Annotated in this window: 17 protein-coding genes; 5 read left to right on the top strand and 12 right to left on the bottom strand. The window is 31.4% G+C overall.

Translation table 11 applies throughout. From position 1 onward, the window contains the following. Positions 1-53: 53 nt before the first annotated feature. The 3 genes from bshC to ACUUYC_RS00300 all read right to left on the bottom strand — a co-directional run bounded on the left by bshC (position 54) and on the right by ACUUYC_RS00300 (position 3112). Positions 54-1661, bottom strand: a complete 1608-nt coding sequence (bshC, locus tag ACUUYC_RS00290) for a bacillithiol biosynthesis cysteine-adding enzyme BshC (protein ID WP_474262619.1) — start codon at positions 1659-1661, stop codon at positions 54-56. 175 nt (positions 1662-1836) lie between these two features. After that, positions 1837-2292, bottom strand: a complete 456-nt coding sequence (locus tag ACUUYC_RS00295) for a gamma-glutamylcyclotransferase family protein (protein ID WP_474262621.1) — start codon at positions 2290-2292, stop codon at positions 1837-1839. Next, positions 2282-3112 carry a hypothetical protein gene (locus ACUUYC_RS00300; protein WP_474262623.1) on the bottom strand — a complete coding sequence of 277 codons (831 nt, stop codon included), beginning with the start codon at positions 3110-3112 and terminating at the stop codon, positions 2282-2284. Before ACUUYC_RS00300 ends, ACUUYC_RS00295 begins: the two co-directional genes overlap by 11 nt. Before the next feature lie 195 nt (positions 3113-3307). On the opposite strand from ACUUYC_RS00300, the gene ACUUYC_RS00305 reads away from it, so the two are divergent. Further along, positions 3308-5782: a M14 family metallopeptidase gene (locus tag ACUUYC_RS00305; protein WP_474262625.1), complete on the top strand. Its 2475-nt coding sequence runs from the start codon at positions 3308-3310 to the stop codon at positions 5780-5782. 271 nt (positions 5783-6053) lie between these two features. Here ACUUYC_RS00305 and ACUUYC_RS00310 read toward each other — a convergent pair whose 3' ends face one another. The 7 genes from ACUUYC_RS00310 to ACUUYC_RS00340 form a co-directional block, all read right to left on the bottom strand. After that, positions 6054-7400 (bottom strand): DUF3526 domain-containing protein, encoded by a 1347-nt coding sequence (locus ACUUYC_RS00310; RefSeq protein ID WP_474262627.1) that lies wholly within the window; start codon positions 7398-7400, stop codon positions 6054-6056. A 2-nt stretch (positions 7401-7402) separates the two neighbouring features. After that, entirely contained in the window at positions 7403-8848 is a 1446-nt protein-coding gene (locus ACUUYC_RS00315) for an ABC transporter permease (RefSeq protein WP_474262629.1), read from the bottom strand. 4 nt (positions 8849-8852) lie between these two features. Then, positions 8853-11351 (bottom strand): TonB-dependent siderophore receptor, encoded by a 2499-nt coding sequence (locus ACUUYC_RS00320; protein WP_474262631.1) that lies wholly within the window; start codon positions 11349-11351, stop codon positions 8853-8855. A gap of 23 nt (positions 11352-11374) precedes the next feature. Beyond that, positions 11375-12067 (bottom strand): ABC transporter ATP-binding protein, encoded by a 693-nt coding sequence (locus tag ACUUYC_RS00325; protein WP_474262633.1) that lies wholly within the window; start codon positions 12065-12067, stop codon positions 11375-11377. A gap of 189 nt (positions 12068-12256) precedes the next feature. Next, entirely contained in the window at positions 12257-12538 is a 282-nt protein-coding gene (locus ACUUYC_RS00330; protein ID WP_474262635.1) for a hypothetical protein, read from the bottom strand. Between the two features lie 624 nt (positions 12539-13162). Next, positions 13163-13825, bottom strand: coding sequence for a dioxygenase family protein (locus ACUUYC_RS00335; RefSeq protein ID WP_474262637.1), 663 nt, complete (start codon positions 13823-13825; stop codon positions 13163-13165). A 58-nt stretch (positions 13826-13883) separates the two neighbouring features. Continuing rightward, positions 13884-14441, bottom strand: a complete 558-nt coding sequence (locus tag ACUUYC_RS00340; RefSeq protein WP_474262639.1) for a PepSY-associated TM helix domain-containing protein — start codon at positions 14439-14441, stop codon at positions 13884-13886. Positions 14442-14722: 281 nt separating this feature from the next. Between ACUUYC_RS00340 and ACUUYC_RS00345 the strand changes: the two genes are divergently transcribed. The 3 genes from ACUUYC_RS00345 to ACUUYC_RS00355 all read left to right on the top strand — a co-directional run bounded on the left by ACUUYC_RS00345 (position 14723) and on the right by ACUUYC_RS00355 (position 19715). After that, complete coding sequence (locus tag ACUUYC_RS00345) at positions 14723-15733, top strand: sensor histidine kinase (protein WP_474262641.1); 1011 nt, start codon at positions 14723-14725, stop codon at positions 15731-15733. Beyond that, the gene (locus ACUUYC_RS00350; protein WP_474262643.1) at positions 15733-16446 is read left to right on the top strand and encodes a LytR/AlgR family response regulator transcription factor; all 714 of its coding nucleotides are present in this window, start codon (positions 15733-15735) and stop codon (positions 16444-16446) included. Before ACUUYC_RS00345 ends, ACUUYC_RS00350 begins: the two co-directional genes overlap by 1 nt. 338 nt (positions 16447-16784) lie before the next feature. After that, positions 16785-19715, top strand: a complete 2931-nt coding sequence (locus tag ACUUYC_RS00355) for a CHAT domain-containing protein (RefSeq protein WP_474262645.1) — start codon at positions 16785-16787, stop codon at positions 19713-19715. Here ACUUYC_RS00355 and ACUUYC_RS00360 read toward each other — a convergent pair. After that, complete coding sequence (locus ACUUYC_RS00360) at positions 19712-20452, bottom strand: tetratricopeptide repeat protein (RefSeq protein ID WP_474262647.1); 741 nt, start codon at positions 20450-20452, stop codon at positions 19712-19714. The genes ACUUYC_RS00355 and ACUUYC_RS00360 overlap by 4 nt on opposite strands. After that, entirely contained in the window at positions 20445-21041 is a 597-nt protein-coding gene (locus ACUUYC_RS00365; protein WP_474263559.1) for an RNA polymerase sigma factor, read from the bottom strand. The genes ACUUYC_RS00360 and ACUUYC_RS00365 overlap by 8 nt, the downstream gene beginning before the upstream one ends. Before the next feature lie 114 nt (positions 21042-21155). Here ACUUYC_RS00365 and ACUUYC_RS00370 point away from each other — a divergent pair, with 114 nt between their 5' ends. Next, positions 21156-22730, top strand: coding sequence for a T9SS type A sorting domain-containing protein (locus tag ACUUYC_RS00370; protein WP_474262649.1), 1575 nt, complete (start codon positions 21156-21158; stop codon positions 22728-22730). Positions 22731-22817 lie beyond the last annotated feature (87 nt).

Below are 22817 nucleotides of genomic sequence, written 5' to 3' on the forward strand. Positions count from 1 at the left end.
ATAAAAACTTAATTAAATTTTAAAGAAAAGACCGGAAGTGATTTCGGTCTTTTTTATAGTTCTAAAACCAAAAATTCTCCCGATAACGGTTGCAAGTGTTCCACTAAAGTTGGAATTAAAGTTTCGCCATATTCTAAATACAATTCAGAGAAGTTTTGCTTACGCTCTTGCAAAGAGTTTCCAGGAAATAATAATTCTTGCAACTCTGTACTTCTTGAAATTTTGTCTTTTAGTCCTTTTTTCTGAGCTGTTAATAAACGTTTTTCAAGATGCTTAATTCCGTTGAGCTGCTTTTTTTCTTGTGCAGCAACTGCGCCAATAAACGATTTATCTGTTTGTTCTGCTAGTTTGTACAAGTCTTTGAATTGTTGTTGTAAATGTTCTTTTTGTATAGTAAAATCTATTTCAACAGCACTTAGTTCTTTTACTTTTTGAGTAACAAACGCTTCTCTTTTTAAGAATAAGTCACGATTTGTGATGTTTAATTTTCCCATCTTCTCCGATTGCTTTGCCGTTTTCACAACTGCAGAATTTCTAAGTAAAATCATTGGAAACGTAACATTTACGGCTTCAAAGTATGATTTAAGTTCAAACCAATATGCCAATTCTCCACCACCACCAATATAACACAGGTTTGGCAAAATGATTTCTTGATACAACGGGCGTAAAAGTGCATTTGGTGAGAAACGTTCAGGAAATTGTTGAACTTCCTGTTGAATTTCGTCTTTGTTCCATCTCACGGAAGTGTTATTAACCGTAAAAACACCATTTTTTTCAATGATACGTTCGCGAATTCCTTCTACAATATAGAATAGATTTATTTCTCGTGGATTTACCTGAATTTTATATGAATCGCCAGCTTCCGTTAATTTGTTCGCTGTTGCTGAAACTTCCTTAAAAGCAGTCTGTTTAAATAATTCATTTTCAACAAATGGAACAAATAATTGCTTTAATGCTTTATCGTTTCCATCCACAATAACCAAACCGTATTCTTTGAATAATTCATTAGCAATATAACGTGTTGCATCTGTCAGATTATCATGCTTTACATATCCTTTTTCAAAAAGTGATTGTAATTGTTTTGCGTTCTTACTGTTTCCTAATTCTTTAGAAAACGTTTCAAAAACTTCTTTTAATCCTTCCGTAGATAATTCACCAACGGCACCACTTGCTTCACGATTCCAATTTACTTTTTTCCCTTTGTAGTTAAAGAAACTTATTTCATCAAAATCATGATCTTCTGAAGCCATCCAATAGATAGGCACAAATTCATAGCTAGGATGTTTTTCTTTTAATGTTGTTGCAAGATTTATGGTTGAAATAATTTTATATAGAAAATATAATGGTCCTGTAAACAGGTTCAATTGATGCCCTGTTGTAATTGTGAATGTGTTTTCAGAAGCTAGTTTTTGAATATTTTTAAGTGTACTTTCTGAAGCATCTACGTTGGCATATTGACTTTGTAAAGCTTTTACTAAAACGGCTCTTTGTGAAGCATCCGTTAAGCTAGATTGCTGTTTTTCTTGAATTTGCGCTTCAAAATTCTCTAATTTCGGAAAACGATTGTAAAATGGTTTAAGCGTTGATTTTTCTGCTAAGTAATCGCACATTAGCGTAGAAAAATATCCAGTTTCACTATAAGGAATACATTCAGTTGGCATAGTTTGGTCGTCAGGATTTTAAAGTTGCAAAGATAAAGTTATTTGAAATGGAATTTTCTCAAAATTTCGTTAAGATATTCTTTTTCAAAAATTATATTCATCAACTTTTATATCAAACTACAGCGAATAGTAACGTTATTGTTGAGATAATAAATTTTCACGAACCAAATTAAAATTAATCATTTGTAGAAATACTTTTGAGTTTGTTTATATATTCGGTTGGTAATTCAATTTCTTGTGCTCCTGTAATAATCCAATTCAAATATTTTTTAGTTGGCTTGAAGCTTCCATTTGGGTACGATATATAAGTATGGCACTCTAATAATAAGTTAGTTTTTGTTTTCACTTTGATAGATTCTCTATAGTAACTATCACCATTAGGACTCTCTATCTTATCTAGCTTTTGTAGATCTTCGTTACTAATCAAAAATATTGCACCAAATACCACATCATCATTAGAAGGAATGATACTTGCAACTCCTCCATTTTCATAATCACCTTTTCTATTAAAAACTAGTCTGTAATCATTCAAAATTCCATAAGTATCTAGTCTAACAGCTGAATCGCATCGCTCTTTAAGTCGTTCTTCTGACATATTTGAACCAAAAGAGAAGTAAATATTATAAGTCATCTGTATCGGTTATATTCATAATTGCATCAAAATTTTCAATTGTAACTCGCTGAGCAAATTCATTATTACTTGTATAATTTTGAATTATATTACTTATGTCTCTAGATAAGGAAGTGTTTTTTTCAATAAAAACAGCTATGCTCGCTTTTTTAGTTGCTTTATTTTTTTTCAATCTATCAACTTCTAACATATATTCCGAAACATTATTAATTTCATCAAAAGGATCTACACAACAGATTGAGCCGTGGGTCCAACTTCCTTTTTTTAAAAATAGTTCAAATTTTTCAAACCTCATTAAATCTTTTAAGCATTCCGCCCAATATTCACAAATATTCTCAGTTGTTTGTAGTCTAGTGATGTGTACATCCTTCTTCAATGCATAATAACAAGAAGCTGAAAACATCCCAGCAAATTTTTCGCTATCAGAACCACTAAAACCATCCCCAGAAAAATAAATATCCTCTTTAGCATTTCTGATCTTATTTGTGAAAAACTTATATAGGTTCTCTTTAAAATCCTCTTCCTTATTTTCTACGAAAACTGTACTATATTGCTTTTGAGAGTTTCTAGATAAAAAGGCATCTAGTTTTTTATTTCTTTCTTCTTCAGCTTCATTAGGTGCTATAATTGTAATCAACATAAAAAATAAGATTGAAGCAACAAACAGTCCAATTCCTATATTGAAAAAGAAATCTTCGTAGGTTTTAAATTCACCTAAATCTTCTCTTTTAGATATCAAAATCAATATCACAGATACAAGAAGAACAATAATATAAGCCAGATAATTAACTCTTTTTGCTAGACTAGATTGAAAGTTCATGAAAATTTTGTTTTGAATGTTAAATAAAAATATGAAATTACATATAATAATAAAAGAATAAGACTACAAAATATAAAATTTGATTTCTGTTTTTTTCAAAATAACTCAGATGCGACCTATAAATTTATAATATTCACATTTAGGCAATTGAAATTATTTAGTTAGCTTTGATGTTTATCTAACTTATCATTTATAATGAGACGACATATTCTTAGCTTACTTTCATTTTTTATTTTTTCTAGTACCGTTTTTGCACAAAACATCCAATCTCCACAAGAATTTTTAGGGTACGAATTAGGTACACGTTTTACAAATCATTTTCAAGTTGTTGACTATTATCAATACCTAGCGAAAACTTCTGATATGATTCAGTTAGAAGAATATGGTAAAACAAACGAACATCGCTTGTTGCAAGTTGCCTATGTCTCGACTGCTGAAAATTTAGTGAGTTTAGAAAGCATTCGTAAAAATCATTTGGCAAATGCAGGAATTGGAACTACTTCAGCTACAGCAAAAAAAGCCGTTGTTTGGTTAAGTTATAATGTACACGGAAACGAATCGTCAAGTACAGAAGCTTCTATGCAAACGATTTATGAATTGATTACAAAAAAGAAAGCTTGGTTAGCGAATACAGTTGTTATTATAGATCCATGTATTAATCCTGATGGACGCGATAGATATGTAAATTGGTACAATCAAGTAGCAAGCGTTCCTTTTAATTCACATCAAAAAGCAAAAGAACACAACGAGCCTTGGCCAGGTGGAAGACCAAATCATTATTTGTTTGATTTGAATAGAGATTGGGCTTGGGCAACGCAAGTGGAAACACGTCAACGTTTAAAAGTTTATAATAAATGGTTGCCACATATTCATGTAGATTTTCATGAACAAGGAATTAATGAACCGTATTATTTTGCACCAGCCGCAGAACCTTTTCACGAAGTAATTACCGATTGGCAACGCGATTTTCAAACGCAAATAGGAAAAAATCATGCAGGATATTTTGATAAAGAAGGTTGGTTATATTTTACTCGCGAACGTTTTGATTTGTTTTATCCTAGTTATGGAGATACGTATCCTACTTTTAATGGTGCAATTGGAATGACCTATGAACAAGCTGGACACGGAAGAGCTGGTTTAGGAATTATAAATGATGAAGGCGATTTGTTAACGTTGAAAGCTAGAATTGCACATCATCATACAACAGGAATGTCTACTGTAGAGATTTCTTCAAAGAATGCTGATAAATTAAATACTGAGTTCAAGAAATTCTTTAGCGACAAAAATTTTACCTATAAAAGTTATGTGTTGGAAGGAAACACAGATAGAATCAAAAAGTTAGCTAAACTTTTGGACAGACATGAAATCAAGTATGGTTTCGCAACTGATAAGACTGTAAAAGGATTTGATTATGAAAGTGGAAAACAAAAATCTAGCAATGTATCAAATGCTTTAGTTGTAAGTACAAATCAGCCAAAAGCAAAAATGGTCAAAGTATTGTTTGAACCCAATGCAAAATTGAGCGATTCACTAACCTATGATATTACTGCCTGGAGCATTCCGTATGCGTATGGTTTGAAAACTGTTGCTTCTAAAACTTTGATTACTCCTAATACAGATAAAAAAGAGCATTTAATTGAATTTCATAATAATAATTCTTCTGCGTATGTTGCACGTTGGAATACGGTAAAAGATGCAGCTTTTTTAAGTACGCTTTTACAGAAAGGAATTCGTGTGCGCTTTACAGAAAAAGCATTTACTTCTGGTGGAAATACTTTTAATCGTGGTTCGTTAATTATTACTCAAAGTGATAACAAATATATTGAAGACTTTCATAAGAAAGTAACAGATTTAGCAAACACAAACGAAATAACACTTTCAAGTCTTGCTTCAGGATTTTCAGATAGTGGAGTTGATTTTGGCTCACCAGATGTGAAAGAAATTAAAATGCCAAAAGTTGCTATACTATCTGGAAAAGCCACAAGTTCATTAGGATTTGGTGAACTTTGGTATTTCTTTGAGCAAGAATTAAAGTTTCCCGTAACGAATGTAAATTCAACTAATTTTTCAGCAAGCACATTGAATTCATTTAATATTTTGATTTTACCAAATGGGAACTACACTTCTTTGTTTGATGAAGATGAATTAAAATTATTAAAGAATTGGATTTCTCGTGGTGGAAAAGTGATTGCTATTGGAAGTTCATTAAGCACATTTGCTGGAAAAGATGATTTTGGCTTGACTAAAAAAGAAAAGAAAGATGAAGAAGATAAAAACAGCATCACAACTTATGCAAAAAGTGAACGTGAAAATGTTTCCAATTATATTACTGGTGCAATTTTTAAAACAAAAGTAGACAATACACATCCGTTAGCTTTTGGATATGGCGATTCATACTTTACACTAAAATTAGGGAGTACTGCTTATAATTATTTAGATAAAGGATATACCGTTTCTTATTTGGAAAACAACACTCCTTTTTCTGGTTTTGCAGGACATAAAGCAATTAAAAACATTAAAAACACATTGGTTTTTGGAGAATATAGAATTGGTAACGGAAGCATGATTTACATGGTAGACAATCCTATGTTTAGAGCTTTTTGGGAAAACGGAAAACTGTTTTTTGCCAATGCAATTTTCTTGGTAAATAATAACAGTTTTGAGCTGTAGATTAGATTGCTTTGCTTTTAGACCGTGCTGAGACGCTTTTAGATTTTTTTCGCTTGGCTCAATGTTTTTTTGTGTATTTGTTGATTTGTCAATTTGTTAGTTTCTCAAGGAACTTAAACTTATAAACACATAAACTTCAAACTTGTGTATTTGCTGATTTATTTGTTTGTCTACCTATCGTTATTAAAGAATATTTTTACATTTAAAATTCAACATTTAGCATTTATAATTTCATTGCAGTAAATACAAATAGGCTATTTTTAGTAACCTATTAACTAAAATGCTTTAGGTTTCTAAAAATTCCAAAGCCAATTAAAATCAAAGTCAATAAAAGTAAATAGAATGAATTTTTGAGTATGTCAAAATTATTTTCAGATTCAAAAAATACAGGTTTGTATTGTTTCCAATTTACGCTAGAAGCTGGCTTATTTTCAAAAATTTTCGGATACATCTGCAAGCGAACATCTTCATGAAAATTTGTGGTTTTATTCAAGAAATCAATATGATTTGATAAGCCAGTCTCCGAAATAGTATTCATAGATAGTTGCACTTGTAATGGCGGAAAAAACTGTGCTATTTTCATGCTTAAAGCTTCTCTTTTTTCAATTTTAGCATACATAGCTTCCCTTTCCGTTTTCGACTCATCATCTCCCATTTGTTGCATTGCATAATACCAAAGCCATGAAAATCCAGTTTCTTTCAACTCGTACTTTCTGAATTGTGGATAATGATTGTAGAATTTTTCCATGGTTTCTTGTTTGTCCGTATCCCATTTTTCATGATATTCATCTCGTTGTTTTATGGTCATTGCAAAAGCTTCATCCACAGGATATTGATTTGCTACATAATTGTTTACCAATACAGGTAAAAAGACAACTAATACTAGCCAACTCGCTAATAAACATATAGCGTTTGTATTGGAAGATTTTCTCAAAAGAATAACACAAAAGCACACGGCAAACCAAAAAAGGAGGTATAAATAACTTATAATAATAATTTGTATAAAATCGATTGTAAATGGAATACCAAACGTAATTTTAGCCAATAAGAATAAGATTCCTAATATGACAAAAATAAAGCCTATTCTAATAGAGAATTTTTTCAATAAGAATTGAAAAGAAGATGTTCCTTGCGTGGTAATCATTTTCCAAGTTCCTTTTTCCATTTCCTCAGAAAGTATATTGAAGCTCAATGCAATAATTACGAGCGGAAAAAGAAAAATAATCAAAAAACTCATGTCTAAATTACCTACTTGTAAACGCATTGGGTTCACTAAATCGGTATCATATTTTTGCCCTTCCAAATTAAGGATTTTGACATTTTGTATGTGTGTATTAAGATCACTTTGTCCCATGGAAATTCCCGCCAAGGGTTTTAATGGATTGACAAAAGAAAACTTTAAATAATAGAGTAACAACCCAAGATCGTCTTCGTGCAAAGAAGTTTGGGTTTCTATATGCTTCTGTTGTTGTTCTGTAACTTTTGCAATAGCGGCTTGCTTTTGATTCAAGAATTGCTTTCCAGTACTAATACTTAAAACACCAAGAAACATAAGAATACCAAAGGCTAACCATACTGTTTTTGATCTAAAAAAATGCTTTATTAATAAACGATACACGACTAAATAATTTTAAAACGGTTAGAGAACTTAGTGATAATAACTAGGGTTAGCAGTAGCCAAACTACAAGCGCTATTAAAGCGATAATTTGATTGCGAATGGTTTTAGAAACTGCTACATATTCATAAGCGAACTTTGGTGCGTTTTTCCAATACGATCTATCGATAACATTTACTTTTCCTTCGCTACTTTTTGCTTTGTTACTTATGAATTTCATTTGTAGATTATTCAAATATTGAGACTGCTCATATCTGTATGTTTCTGTTTGTGATAAGAAATTGGAATACGTATCAAAATCTGTACCCGACAAGCTCATGGAAAAGTTTTTAATTGCCAAATACGGATTAATAAGCACTAAATTATCAGTGATACTATTTTGATTTTCATACGTTTTAATCAATTTTTTATGTTGATCACTATAGATGATAGCAGTTTGTTTTTCGCCTTTACTCATTAGAAAACCACTGTAATTAAAAGGCAAATCGTTCACATCTGTTACATTGTTGGCTTTTAAGATAGAATCTCTAACAGAATTAAAATACGGATCATCAGGATCATGACTGTCACCTTGTTTTACAACTTCTTCTTCAATAATAGCTCTGAATTCAATTTTAGATGGATTCGGATATAAAGAGTTTCCAACTACTTGTGCTGTTTTTGGAATGATGATAAAGAACAGTAACCAACCACCTAATAAACTTAGTAATGCTTTGTTAGAGTTTGCACTTTTAGCGGATACAATAACTGTGATGCAACACAAAATCATAAAAAACACCATGTATCCAAGACTTATCAATATAGATCTGAGAACAATTGCACTGTTAATTGCATGATTTTCTAAGAATGAAACACTCCATAAAGCTATCAAAGCAGGCACGAAAAACAGTAACGTTACCAAAAATAACCCCAAGGCTTTTCCTAAAAGTACTTTTTTTAATGGGGTTCCTTGTATGTAAATAATTTTAAGTGTTCCGCTTTCTCTCTCAGCAGTTATAGCAGCATATCCGATAAAAAAGATAATTAAAGGCAATATCAATTGAAGCAACATGGCAATGTTTAGGTCTCCAAAACGAATTAAACCAGTAGATAAACTCGCTTCTGAAAAGTTAGCAGTATTCTGTCGATGTGCTTCTAAAAAAATAGCATTTCCTGTGTAACTTTCTATTCCAGAATCAAAAATACTTAGTGGATGTTGCGAACGAAATGCAAATGTGCCAAAATGTGCCATTCGGTGCGGATGTTTATCAGGATTATTTTCCCAACTCGCTCTCGATGCATCTTGATGATCTTCAACAGCATGATGATGACTTTCATACGAATTCCAGCCTGTAATGGTTACATATGCCAATACGATAAGAAAGAGTGATAACAGCACAAAAAGACCTTTGGTATAAAAGGTCTTTTTGAAAAACTGTTTGCTAATTAAAATAACAGCGTTACTTTGCATTTAATTAAAATTTATAAGTAGCATTAAGCAATACATTTCTTGGTGCGCCTGGACCTAGTCTAGAAGGGTTCAAACCACCTAACCAATACGTCTTATTAAATACATTATTTAACTTAAGTGTTAATTGGATACCTGTATTATTTGGTTTGTAATATACAGCAGCATCAAATACAGTGTAGTCTGGTAATAATACTCTATCTGTGGAATACGTTGGGTTATACCAAGTAAATCTTTCGTCTACATATTGAGCGCCAAAACCAACTCCAATACCTTTTAAGGTTTTATTCATGAAATCATAACGACCCCAAAAGTTAGCATTGTGTTTTGGAGCACCTCCAATTCGTTCTCCAACAAAATCTTCAACAGCATCTTCTACAATTTCAGCATCTGTAAAACCGTATGACGCTGTAAGTTGAAAGTTTGGTGATATATACCCAGAAATATCCATTTCAAAACCTCTACTTCTTTGCTCTCCTCTTGTTGTTAAATTGTCTAAATCATAAGTATCTCCTAGTAAAATATTTTTTTGAGTGATATTAAAAACAGCAAGATTCGCAAATATTTTTCCATTTAAGAATTCTCCTTTTGCTCCTATTTCTATTAAGCTACTTTCTAAAGGATCAAATCTACTTGGTGAAGCAGACCAGAAAAAACCTTCAGCACTTGGTGATAAGGAAACAGTATTTGTATGTGGTTGAAATCCTTCTAGATAGGTAGCATAAGCACTAATATTGTTGGTTACTTCATATGTTAAACCTATTCTAGGAACAAAAGCACTCGTTTTAAATTCTTGTTCATCTCCTTCATAATTAAAAATATCTGTGAACCATTCATATCGTAAATTCACTAAGGCTGAGAATTTTCCAATCTTGAATTGGTTTTGAATATAGATACCACTTGAAGTCGTTAAATTTGCAGGAATAGATAATTCGGCAAGGTTGTAACCTGTTGTATTTCTGGCTCCGTTAAAAGGGTTTGCTAAATTGAAATGAGGAACGGCAGGTACTGGCATTGTTACACCATCTACAGTCATTTGTTGAAAGTTAGCTGCGTTACTTGGGTCAAAATTAGACTGACCACCATCAACAGTTAAATATCTTCTAGCACGTAGAAATCCAGCTCCAATTTTTCGTTCCCAACGTGTAGCATCATATCCAACTAATATTTTATTCGTAATGTTACCTTTTTTGATATCATATGTAAAATAGGTGCTGAAATTATTTGTTTCCCAAAATTGTTGTCTTTCATCATATCGCATCCTTGCAAGCGTTGGAATCACATTTCCATCAATATCAACCGCTGTACCGTCAACTCTATGTTCGGCTAAATCTTCATCCCAAGTTTGTTTCATGTACTGCGCATTGAAACCAAAGTTGTCAGCAAACTTTTTACTAAAGTTCGCCATAAAAATAAACTCTTTGTTTTTGTAATGGTCACTTGAGGCACCCACATTTCTTGTAATTGGCGTACTATTCAAATCAAATTCACCATTAATAGCACCAAAAATTGGCTGCCCTCTATCTAAATTACCTTCGGCATCATTATAAATCATTTCTACATTCAATGAAGTATTCTCGTCAGGGATATAACTCAAAGATGGCGCAATTAAAAGTGCATTGTTGTTTACAACATCTCTAAATGAGTCAGCTTCTTGAAAAGCAGCATTAAAACGATATAGCAATGTTTTGGATTCATTTAGCGGTCCTGTAAAATCGGCTGTAGCTCTTATGGTTCCAAAACTTCCTGTTGATAAAGAAACTTCACTACGTTTTTCAAGTAATGGCTTTTTAGTCACCATATTTACGGTTCCTCCTGGATCTGCACTAGAAAAAGTAACTGAAGATGGTCCTTTGATAACTTCTACACGTTCTAAATGCGATGTTATTGGTTGTAAAAAGTAATATTGACGGGTACGCATTCCGTTTAGTACTTGTCCATCGTCAGCTTGTGTAATACCACGAATATTATAATGATTGTATAATCCAGTAGCTGAAACATTACTCACTGTTTTTACGGCATCTGGTAATTGAAAAGCCAGTCGGTCTGCGATGAGTTCTTTGGTAACTGTAGCAACAGCCTGTGGCAATTCTTTATTTTGAATAGCTACTTTAGTTGCAGAGAACGAATAATCACTATTGTAATCATTTCGTTTTCTACCAATAACTTCTACTGATTGCATTGCCTCTAGAGACGCTTTTAGTGTAACAGAACCTAAGTCTATATTTTGATTTGTTTCTACATTTATAGATTGTGTGTAGGAATTAAATCCAATATACGTGATGCGTACATTGTATATTCCTGCGTTTGAAACTATAATACTAAAGTTTCCATCTAGATCAGAAGTAGTTCCTTTTTTTTGTTGTGAATCGTTCGATATAATAATATTAGCGCCTAATATTGGAGCATTATTTTCATCTAAAACTTTTCCGTTTATTTTAGACTGAGAAAATCCAAATTGTATTGCTAGTAAAATAATAGCGAATACGCCCTTTTTTAAATTCATTTTTTCTGGGTTAGTTGAGTTTATTAAATTGTTTTTATATATAATTCTTGAAGTTGTTGTGCAGAGATTTTTGATGTTTCTGTAGTATGAACGAGTGTTCCTTCTCGCATGATTCCTATCTTTGAACCTATATTGACAGCATTAAAAATATCATGTGTTGCCATTAAAATACCAACACCGTTAGCAGATAAGTCTTTGCATACTTCTGCAAATTCTACAGAAGCTTTTGGGTCTAAACCTGAAGTAGGTTCGTCCATAAGTATATAGGAAGCATCTTTTGCCAATGCGATAGCGATGCCCACTTTTTGACGCATTCCTTTGGAGTATGTATCTAACTTTTTTTGATATGCATTTGCTTGTAAATTTGCACATTTTAGAAAGTCTTCAAGTTCTTCTTTGGTATATTTAAAACCTGCTAATCGGCTAAAAAAGTCTAAGTTTTCTAAACCAGATAAATTACCATATAGCTGAACAACTTCAGGAATGTATGCAATTAGATTTCTTGTAGATTTATTTTTTGTCACTGAATGATCATTGATTAATGCTTCTCCAGAAGTAGGTTTTATTAATCCTAAAAAAATATTGATAGTCGTCGTTTTACCAGCTCCATTTTGCCCTAATAGACAAAAAATTTCTCCGGGAGCTACAGTAAAACTTAAATCTTTGATCGCCAATGTATCGTCATAACGCATACACAGCTTGTTTGCTTGTAACATACAAGATTGTTTAAAGTTTAAAATTGTGTGGTGTCTTTTCTCAAGAATTAAGAAAGGCTTTAAGGAACATCCTTAAAATCAAAATAAATTCAAGTATTACAAAAGCATATACTAATAGATAGATATGCGATATTTTGACTAAAAATATCTTTTCTAATTACTATTGGGTAATAAAATATGTTTTGTAAACTATGAATTGTAAGAAGGTGGAGACCTTGATTTTTTCCTGTATACTATTGAGGAAAGTAGTTGTTTTTCTTTCTCAAGAAAACGTTCTGAAATAAAATCGGGAGCAATTAATGAATATGATAAAAATTCCTGTTGTGTATAATCTAAATTCAAATACGTATCACAATAGAAACAACTAGTTGAAAGATCAACTCCCTCATGAAAATTTAGGGCATTAGAAGTAGTATCGTATACAGCATTTTTATGTTCAAAAGCATGAAAAACAGCGAATAGATGATTCATGAAAATGATCATCAAAAAAAGAAAGCTTATTGTTTTTTTTATTCGCTCCAATACTTTTGCTTAATTGCGATTAAGTTGCAATAATACTAGGTATTTTTTTTAAATGCAACTATGTTGCTGTAATAGTTGTTTATTTTAGATCGCTTCACTTCGACTTCGCTCACTGTGAACGCTGTTGGGTCACGCTGAAGTGCTTTTAGATTTTTTTCGGTTTGCTCAATGTTTTTTTAGGTCTTAAAAAGTATGCTTTTCTGTTAATTTGTTTATTCGTTTAGCTGTTATTGCTATTCAAGAATATTTTTGCATTTAAAATTCAACATTTAGCATTTAGCATTTATAATTTCATAGCATTTCTCAATATTCACTACTAAAATCTTACAATCTAAAATTCATCTATTAGGTATTTTCTTGAAGAATGTTGAAGCTTTAATTCTCATAGGTAATTTCATTGACGCGCTGTGCTAAGCTCGAAACATTTTTAAAGATAAAAACATTGTCCTTTTTTACTTCAAACACACAACAATAGTAGTATCTCAATTATCTTCAAATATACTGTCTTTGATTATTAGAGAATAAAGCTATTAAAAAGTATAATTGAACTCATCTCAATTTCCAGCAGCAAGCTTATTCATTAGGTTTAAGATGAATATTGAACGTGCCTGCAATACCATTTTTGCTATTTTTAAAATCTATATATCTACAATCTTCCGTGTTTCTGTCTGTTCTATCAATTCTTTCACGTTTTGCTCCTTTTTCACTTAACCAATAACTTTGTGTAGTTATGTTTTCATGGTTTTTTGCAGAAATTTTATAGTGTATGTGTCTACGTCTTCCAGAGTACAAACCTGGCTCAATACTATGAAACGAATAATGCCCGTCTTTATCTGTGATAACAAAGCCTCTTAATTTAATTTCTGATTGTTTATAATTTGTAATATCTCCATCTCCAGTTGGATGATATATGCCATCTTTGTCTGCATGCCATATCTCAATTTTAGCATTTGATATAGGATTCGACTTTTCAGTTCCACTATAAACTGTTCCAGTTACTTTCATTGTATTTCCTGGTAAGTTGGTGAAATTAATGTTTACACTTTCTTTGGTGTTTTTTACATAAAACGGTCCTTCTGTTGCCCAGTCCGTTAATCCACAATCTTCTTCTTTTACTATTTTTTCTTCTACTTTTTTAAATGATGAAATTCCAAATATTGTTAAAGGAACTGCAACTACTCCTAAGCCAAGTTTTTGCAAAAAATCTTTTCGACTTACATTACTTTTATTTTTCATTTTTTTAGTCTTTACTTTATTAATAAATAGTTTAAATTATACTGTATCGTACGTGTTTTTATCTAATCAAGAATAAAAAGATAAAAGGAAAAATTAGGCCTATGGTTGCCAACCACCAACCTCGTTTTTTAAAACTATTTTTTCCTTTAGAGATAAACATTCCAGTAATGGCAATACAAAGCATTGCAACGCCAAATATATCAGAGAACCATATCCACCACACATTGGTTGTTTTGTGTAGAATGGTCATTTGTCCAAGCACAGGAATAGTTTTTACATATTCTATTTCTCCTTCGCCTGTTTTTAAGTTTACAGAAGCAAAAGCATCTTCAAAATATAATCGTGCTTCTTCACCACGCATTCTATGTCCTCTAAATTCTTCAGGAGATATATTCTTCGCTTCTTTTTTAAAAAAATCTTCTGTAATTAGTGATGCATCACTAGGTAAATCAATTTTAAAACTTTCTATTTTTACCGTGTATTCTTGAGGATCAAAATCTGTTCTGTGATTTAAGGCTATTCCTGAAATTGAAAAGGCTAAAATTAATCCTACAAAGAAATAACTGATATCTCTGTGTAGACTTCTATTTAGTATGGCTCTTTCTTTTTTGTTCATTTTATTATTGTTTATTCAATTCTAATTTAATGATTGTTGTTGCGTTACTATATTACAGGAAATAAGATAAAAACATTACTAGATTCTTTCACAATTCATATTGTTTTCACAAAAATGATATAGTTTTATTGACTAGAAAAAAGAAATCTATAAACGACCAAATTAGACCTTTATTATTCATATTAGCAGTTAACCCTTAAACTTAAGTTGTTTAAGGTGAAATAAATGCAGTTTAGTGGTTTCACTACTAAGTAATTAAATACAAAATGTATTTTTGTAGCATGATTATACCACAATCTAAACTCAAAGAATTTATATATCAAATTATTTTGTCTGGCGTACTTTTTTTAATGTTCGCTTTAGACAAGCATGGTGGTATTCAATTTTATGATTTTATCTTTTTTTCATTCTACGTAGGTATAGCAGCTGTTATCAATTATGTTTTACTGCCAAACTTTTTTTACACTAAAAAATTATGGCAGTTTTGGGTTTTGATTTTAATTACTTTAGTCACAGTATTTATAGTTGAAGAATATGTATTAGAACCTATTGTTGTTGGTGGTGACAGAGGAAAATATGTTTCAAATATTTTCTATACACTATTCAGTATTTTACCCTATTTATTTATGATGGTAGGTTTTAAACTTGCGTGGGATTCTTGGAAAAAACAACAAAAACTTGAAGAGTTACAAAATGTTATAAGAGATAGTGAACTACGATTTTTAAAATCTCAAATTAATCCTCATTTTCTATTTAACAACCTGAATAATTTGTATTCTTATGCAATAGAAAATTCAAGCAAAACACCTTCAATAATTTTAGAATTATCTTCGGTTTTAAGATATATGCTATACGATTGTAAAGAAGATTTTGTGCCTTTACATAAAGAAATAAAACATTTACAGAATTTTACAGCACTTAACGAATTACAAATAGAAGATCGAGGAAAGATTAGTTTTAATAAAAATGTTGCATCAGATAAGTTTGTTATTGCGCCTTTAATATTGAGTGTTTTTGTTGAAAATGCTTTTAAACATAGTGCTGCTAGTCAAAGTGAAAATATAAATATTGGTATAGATGTAAATGTCAACTCAAGTGGTTTGTTAGCGTTTTCTTGTGTAAATAGTTTTTCAACAATGAGTAACAATGATAATTTATCGCATGGTATTGGACTTGATAATGTTAAAAAAAGATTAGAGATTTTGTATCCAAACAATCATAATCTTACTGTTAACACGACTAATTCTGTATATGATGTATCACTTACAATGCAATTAAAAGAACCTGTATAATGCTAAAAACTTGTATAATTATTGAGGACCAACCGCCTGCGCAAAGAATTTTACAAAAATATATTGCCGATTTAGGTTCGTTAGAGTTAATGCATACATTTAATAATGCATTAGAAGCCATCCCGTATTTGCAACAGAATAGCATTGACATTGTATTTTTAGATATTCATTTGCCAAAAATATCTGGAATTGATTTTTTAAAAACACTACAAAATTCTCCTAAAATAATTTTAACTACTGCATTTTCAGATTACGCCATTGAAAGTTATGAGTATAATGTAGTAGATTATTTATTGAAGCCGTTTTCTTTTCAACGATTTGTAAAGGCTATTGCGAAAGCAAACAGCAAAGCTGCATCTCAAACACAAGAAACTTATAAAGAAATCGCTAAAACGCCTGTTACACAGACATTTTTAATTAAGTCAGGTTATGATTTAATTAAAATTAAAAGTGATGATATTATGTATATTCACTCAGATTCTGATTACACAGAAGTAGTAACAAAAGGCAAGAAAATAGTAAGTTCCGATTCATTAAAACAATGGTTAGAAAAACTTAACGACCATTTTTTGCAAACACATAAGTCATATATTGTGAATAGTAATTATGTTTCAAAAGTCTCTAGTAATCAAATTTTTATTTCTGAGACTGAACAAAAAATTCCTATTGGAAGGGCTTTTAAAGAAGGATTTATTAAAAAAATGAGAGCTTAATATTAGAAAGTAAAAATTTAATAGAAACCTTCTGACTGGATTCCTTTATTGGTTGACTCTTCTTTTATTTCGCTACGCTCAATGTTTTTTTGTGAATCAGTTGATTCGTTAATTTATTTATCTGTTATGGTTATTCAAGAATATTTTCACGTTTAAAATTCAACATTTAGTATTACTAATTTCATAACGCTTCTCAATACTCAATACTAAAATCTCACAACTTAAAATCTATCTATTCATTTCTTCTTAAAGAATAACTAGTTTTAGTCATCATAATATCCTTTTTATTTCTTAAATTTAAGAGACTTAAACAACTCATTTTCAATATGAAGTACTTCATGTTTCTTTTTTTATTAATCAATAGTGTTTCTGCTCAAACATGTGATATAGAGATTGAATTGAAGAATGTTGAAGCTTTAACACTCAAAGGTCAGTATACAGATGCTTTAAATATTATCACACAATTATATACCTGTGATGCACTCTCTGACAAAGAGCAAATAGCACTTGCGATATGGGAATATAAACTTTATAGAAATAGGTCTAAAAAAAAGACGGCATATAGAGCAATGCGCAAAGCCCGTAAGATTTTTAAAGATAAAAACATTGTCCCTTCTACAGATCAGGAAATCTTAATTGCTGAGAGCTATGCAACGGTAAGAAAAGATGAAAAATATGAAAAGAGCATTGCTAAAATTGACTTTGATCAATTAGATTCCTTGAATAAAGTACGTTACTTTTTTTCTAAATTCTTAGTTACCGACAAGGTTGGAGATACGTATACTGCTATTGATTATCTACAAAAAGGTTTGGCAATTGTAGGTGATACATCTGTCCACTATAAGTCTGCAATTTTAATGGCTCTTGGTAATATGTATAGTATACTTGCCGATTATGACAAAGCACTTTCTTTTTACCAACGTGAACTAGCTCTTTTAAGTACTGCTTATAGTCCTGATCACATGAATATTGCAAAATCTAATTACCATATTGGAAACATGTATTACGGGAAATTAGCCTATCAAAAAGCCGTTGATCATTATGTAGAAGCACACAAAGTTTGGCACAAAGTATATGCTCCAGATTTTAGGTATATGCGGTATTTAAATGAAGCAATGGGCGATATGTATTGGGAATTGGGAGATAAAAAAAATGCACTGAAGTACTTTGATTTAGCAACATTAGATCAAAAAAACACAGACAAAGATATTAGCAAATCATACATTAATCAAGCAGATAGTTTATTGAATAAAGGAAACTACAGCGAAGCAATGACCTATTATAATGATGCGTATGAATGGCGAAAAAAGACATTTGGAAAAAATCATGTAGTTACTGGAGCATGTCAAAATTTTGTTGCCAGAGCTATTGGATCTTCTGGAAATATTGAAGCTGCTTTAGACAGTTATCAAGTTGCTATTGATATTCTTGTCAAAGAAATGGATTCAACTTCTCGGTATGAGAATCCTACGTTAGATATGACGTTTCAATCACATCATTATCTCTTAGAATCTTTGATCGCGAAAGCTAATTTATTCAGAAAGCTATATGATAAAAACTCTGATTTAAAAGACTTAGAAGCTGCCTTTGACACACAAACACTTGTTGTAGATGTGTTGGATGATATGAAAAATAAGCAATCGTCTGATGCTTCAAAATTGTTTTGGACCAATCATGTTTCTTCCGTTATTGAAGAAAGCATTGCTACTGCGATACAATTACATAAACTCACAAAAGACAAAATTTATTTAGAAAAAGCATTCCAGTTTTCTGAAAAGAATAAAGCATTACTACTATTATCTGTTATTCAAGAACAAGACATTACTTCTTTTTCTAAAGTTCCTGAGGATATTATTAAACAAGAAACAGCACTCAAAAAAGACATCACTCAAATTACAGGGAAAATTGCAAATGAAGAAAATCGTTGTGCAGAACGCAGAGGAAAAATAGTTGAACTTTGGCATACTGAATTAGATGAAAAACAAAATTCGTATGACATTCTTGTCAATTCAATTAAAACGAAATACCCTGAATATTATAAATTAAAATATGATGTAAAAACCAGTTCTTTAAAAGAGATTCAACAAACACTCTTAAATGATAAAACTGCTTTAGTTTCTTACTTTACAGGAACAAACAATGTTTATGTTTTCTTTGTAACTGACCAAGATATTTCTGTTCGGAAAATCTCAAACGCAAAAAAACTTACTGATGAAGTCACATTTTTTTTCAACCTAATCAGATCTAAAAAAGAGTTTACAGAACATCCTACAGCCGCTTTCAATTCATATTGCAATACATCATATGCACTTTATGAAAAGTTACTATTCCCAGAGATTTTGAATGCAGAAACAATAGACAATCTTATCATTATTCCTGATGGATTGTTGGCTTATATTCCTTTTGAGAGTCTGCTTACTAAATCTCACACTAAAGACACTAGAGATTACAAAGCCCTTCCATATTTGATAAAGTCTTTTGCTACTTCTTATAGTCCATCGGCTTCCATAAAACTAGCAACAAACAATGCCAATAGTGAACAAGATTATATTGGGTTTGCGCCCGATTATTCAGATCAAAATTATACAGCTTCAAGACAAAAATTAGCGAAACTAGCTTACAATCAAGAAGAAGTAAGTTATGCTTCAAAATTGTTAGATGGCAAACATTATTCTGGAAATTCTGCTACAGAAGGCACCATGAAATCTATCGTGAGTAAAGCAGGAATATTACATTTGGCAATGCACGGAGATGTTGAAGACACAGAACCTTTATTATCAAAACTATATTTCAATTCTTCCGAAAAAGACGATGGTTTGTTACATACGTATGAAATCTACAATCTTACAATTCCGGCGCAATTGGTAATTTTAAGTGCTTGCAATACAGCTACAGGAAAACTGCAAAAAGGAGAAGGTATTTTAAGCTTGGAACGTGCATTTCAATATGCAGGAAGCAAGTCATTAATTTCTACTTTATGGACCGTAGATGATGAAGCTTCTTCAAAACTGACACAATTATTTTTAGATCAATTAAAGAAAGGAAAAAACAAAGATATTGCACTACAACAAGCTAAAATAGCATATCTAAATTCTGCTACACCAGAAGTGTTGCCGCCATATTATTGGAGTAGTTATAAGTTAACAGGAAGCACAGAAGCTCTTTCAAAATCTTCAAATATTATATTTTATATTTTAGGCGCGTTCATGATATTTCTATTCGTTTTAGTTGCGGTCAGAAATAAGAAAAAGCGTAGCATTTCCGCTTAATTTTCAATATTCTCAGCTAGTATTTTCGCAGCTTTTGCATGATTATAAGATGTAGTTTCTTTTATTTCCTGAAACACTTTTATAGCTTTATCGGTTTCTTTCAACTTTAATAATGTTAACCCTTTATACCAAAGTGCTTGCTGATTGTAATCGTTATCATTTTGCAAAACAATTTCGAAGTTTAGTAAAGCTTGGGTGTAGTCAGGCTTTATTGAAGATAGATAACTTACTCCTTTGTAAAAACTCGTTACATAATTTGATTCACCTTCCGCTTTAGTAAAAAACACAAGTGCTTTTTCATAGTCTTTTGCTTCATAAGCGTTCATAGCCGATTGCAAATTAGTATGTAAAGTAGTTCCTGAATTTCTCTCAACTGATGGCGTTTTATACGTTTCGAAATACGATTCAAAAACCTCATCGGTTGAAATAGTACTATTAAACACAACCTGATACAATCCGAAGACGACAATAAAAACGGCAGCTATTCCCATTGTCTTTTTAAACCATAACGGAATAATTGTTTTTTCACTAATTTGCTCTTCACTATCAAAAACATCAAATTTCTCTCTCAATTCAAGTCTTCCTGCTTCTTCAATAAATTTGCGTGCAGCTATACTTTTTAAATATTCGGCATGTAAAGTCTTATCAACTTTCAGTAAGTCTTCAAAGTCTTTCACTTCAATTGCTGTCATTGATTTAGATAAATAACGGTCTATTAACTCTTCTATATTATCCATTAAACTTTAAAATTTTAACTAGATGAGGATTTTTTGCAATTAACTTTTTTAATTGCTTCATACATTTATACTTCTTATTACGTGCTATTTGCTCATTACTAAAACTAGTTTCAGCAACAATCTCTTTCATTGTTTTATTGTGATAGATACTTTCTACTAAGAGACTTTTACAAGTATCTCCCAATTGCGCTAATACGTCTAAAACCAAATCTTTCTGTTCTTTGTGAATTAACTCAGACAAAGGGCTTTCAACAAAGTTGTCAGGCAACTCTATTTTTTGATGAAATTCGTTAATGGCGCCTTTTCTTTTCAATTGATTCAACCATTTAAATTTTGCAATTGCATATACATATGTACCTATAGCACTTCTTTCCCCATTAAATTTTCCATCTCTCACATTTTCATAAAAAGCTATAATCGTTTCTTGATAAATATCTTTCGCTTCAACCTTGCTTCCTTTATTAGATATAACATAAGAATAAATTTTGTTCTTATTACCGTTATATATAGTCTCTAATGCCTTATCACGAGCAGTTTTACCTGCAAGTAATAGCTTTAAAAGTTCTTTATCTGTAGTAGTAGTTTTAATAGTTAGTCAATTGAATTATAGGATATGTAATAAAAATATCAAAAAAATATTAAAAAAGAGGTTACAAAGAACCCTTTTAGATTGACAAAGTCATATAAACCAAACAATACTACTATGAAAATACAATTACTCAAATTACAATCTATCTTGATTATTAGTACAATGCTATCGTTTCAAACTTCATTTTCTCAACTTACTCCAATTGACATTGTAGCAGGTCCTGGCTCTAGTTTTGCTACAGATTTTGAAGCAGTAGGAAGCGCTGTGTTTTTTGCTGCTGTTGATGCTTCTGGTGATGATGAACCTCATGTTTTTGATCCAATGGTTGGACCAACTGCCATGAAAATAGATGTAAATCCTAGCGGATCTAGCATTCCTGCAGAATTTACAAATGTTGGCGGCGATGTGTATTTCTCTGCTGAAGATGCTTCTGGTGATCGAGAACTATATCTATTTGATGCAGTAGGAATGTTAACAAAAATAGACGTAGATCCTTCAGGTTCTAGCATGCCGTTTAGACTCACCAATGCTGGTGGAATACTCTTTTTTACAGCAACTGTTGCTGGTGACAAGGAAGCTTTTTTCCTTAGCGGAACAACTCCTGTTAAAATTGATACAGATCCTACTGGAAGTGGAGATCCTGAAGAATATACTTTTGCTGGCGGATTTGTCTTTTTTGTTGCGACGGTAGCTGGCGATGAAGAATTATATAAATTCGATGGAATGACACTTACAAAAGTTGACATTAATCCTGCTGGTTCAAGTGACCCAAATGAACTTACAACAGTTGGTGACGATCTTTATTTTAATGCTGAAGGAACTACTGGCGATAAAGAGCTTTTTGTGTACGACACAGCCATGTCAATAGCAACTGAAATTGAAGTAAGCGCAACAGGTTCTAGTTCTCCTTTTGCTTTATACAATGCCGATGGAGTTTTATATTTTACAGCTGATGATCTTGGTGATGCAGAAATGTATGAATATGATCCAGGAAGTAGTACGCTTTCAAAAATAGATATCAATCCTTCAGGCTCTAGTTTTCCTGCTATTTTCCCTGGAAATTATCTAAAAGTAGGTACTGATATTTTTGTTCCTGCCGAAATTAGCGGAGACAGAGAGTTATACAAATTTGATACTACCACAGGAATGGTTACTAAAATAGATGTGAATCCTACAGGACCAAGTGGACCTTTAGAGCTTGTTGAAATGGGCGATAAATTATACTTTACTGCTGGTGAATTAGCTACAGGTAAAGAACTCTATAGTTATGACGGAACATTATCTAAAATAGAATTAGATGCTGGAGCAGGGTCTGGAGAACCAAAAGAACTTACTGTTACTGCTGGTCCAGCATTATACATGGGCGGAACTGATGGTGTTTCAGGGTTTGAATTATTCGAATATTTAGATCCTACATTAAGCGTTGAAAATTTTGATGAAACTCCTCAAATAAATTTATTTCCTAATCCAATAAAAAATTCAGAAAATCTTACGCTTACAGCTCATAACAATAGTGTTTTTGAGATCATTACTATACATTCTATGAATGGTGTTTTAATTGAATCCTTTCAGTATAAAAACACAGTAGAACAAATAGAAATTCCTATAAGAAACTATGCAACTGGCTTATATATCATTACGATAAAAACAACTAAAGGAATCAATACTAAGAAACTAATTATTAACTAATTAAACCTTATTTAAATGTTCTAAACTAGAAAAAAATGAATTAGGCTTCCTATATATTTCTTCTAAGAATAAAAAAGTAGTAATTAA

Source organism: Kordia sp. E, assembly GCF_056033805.1.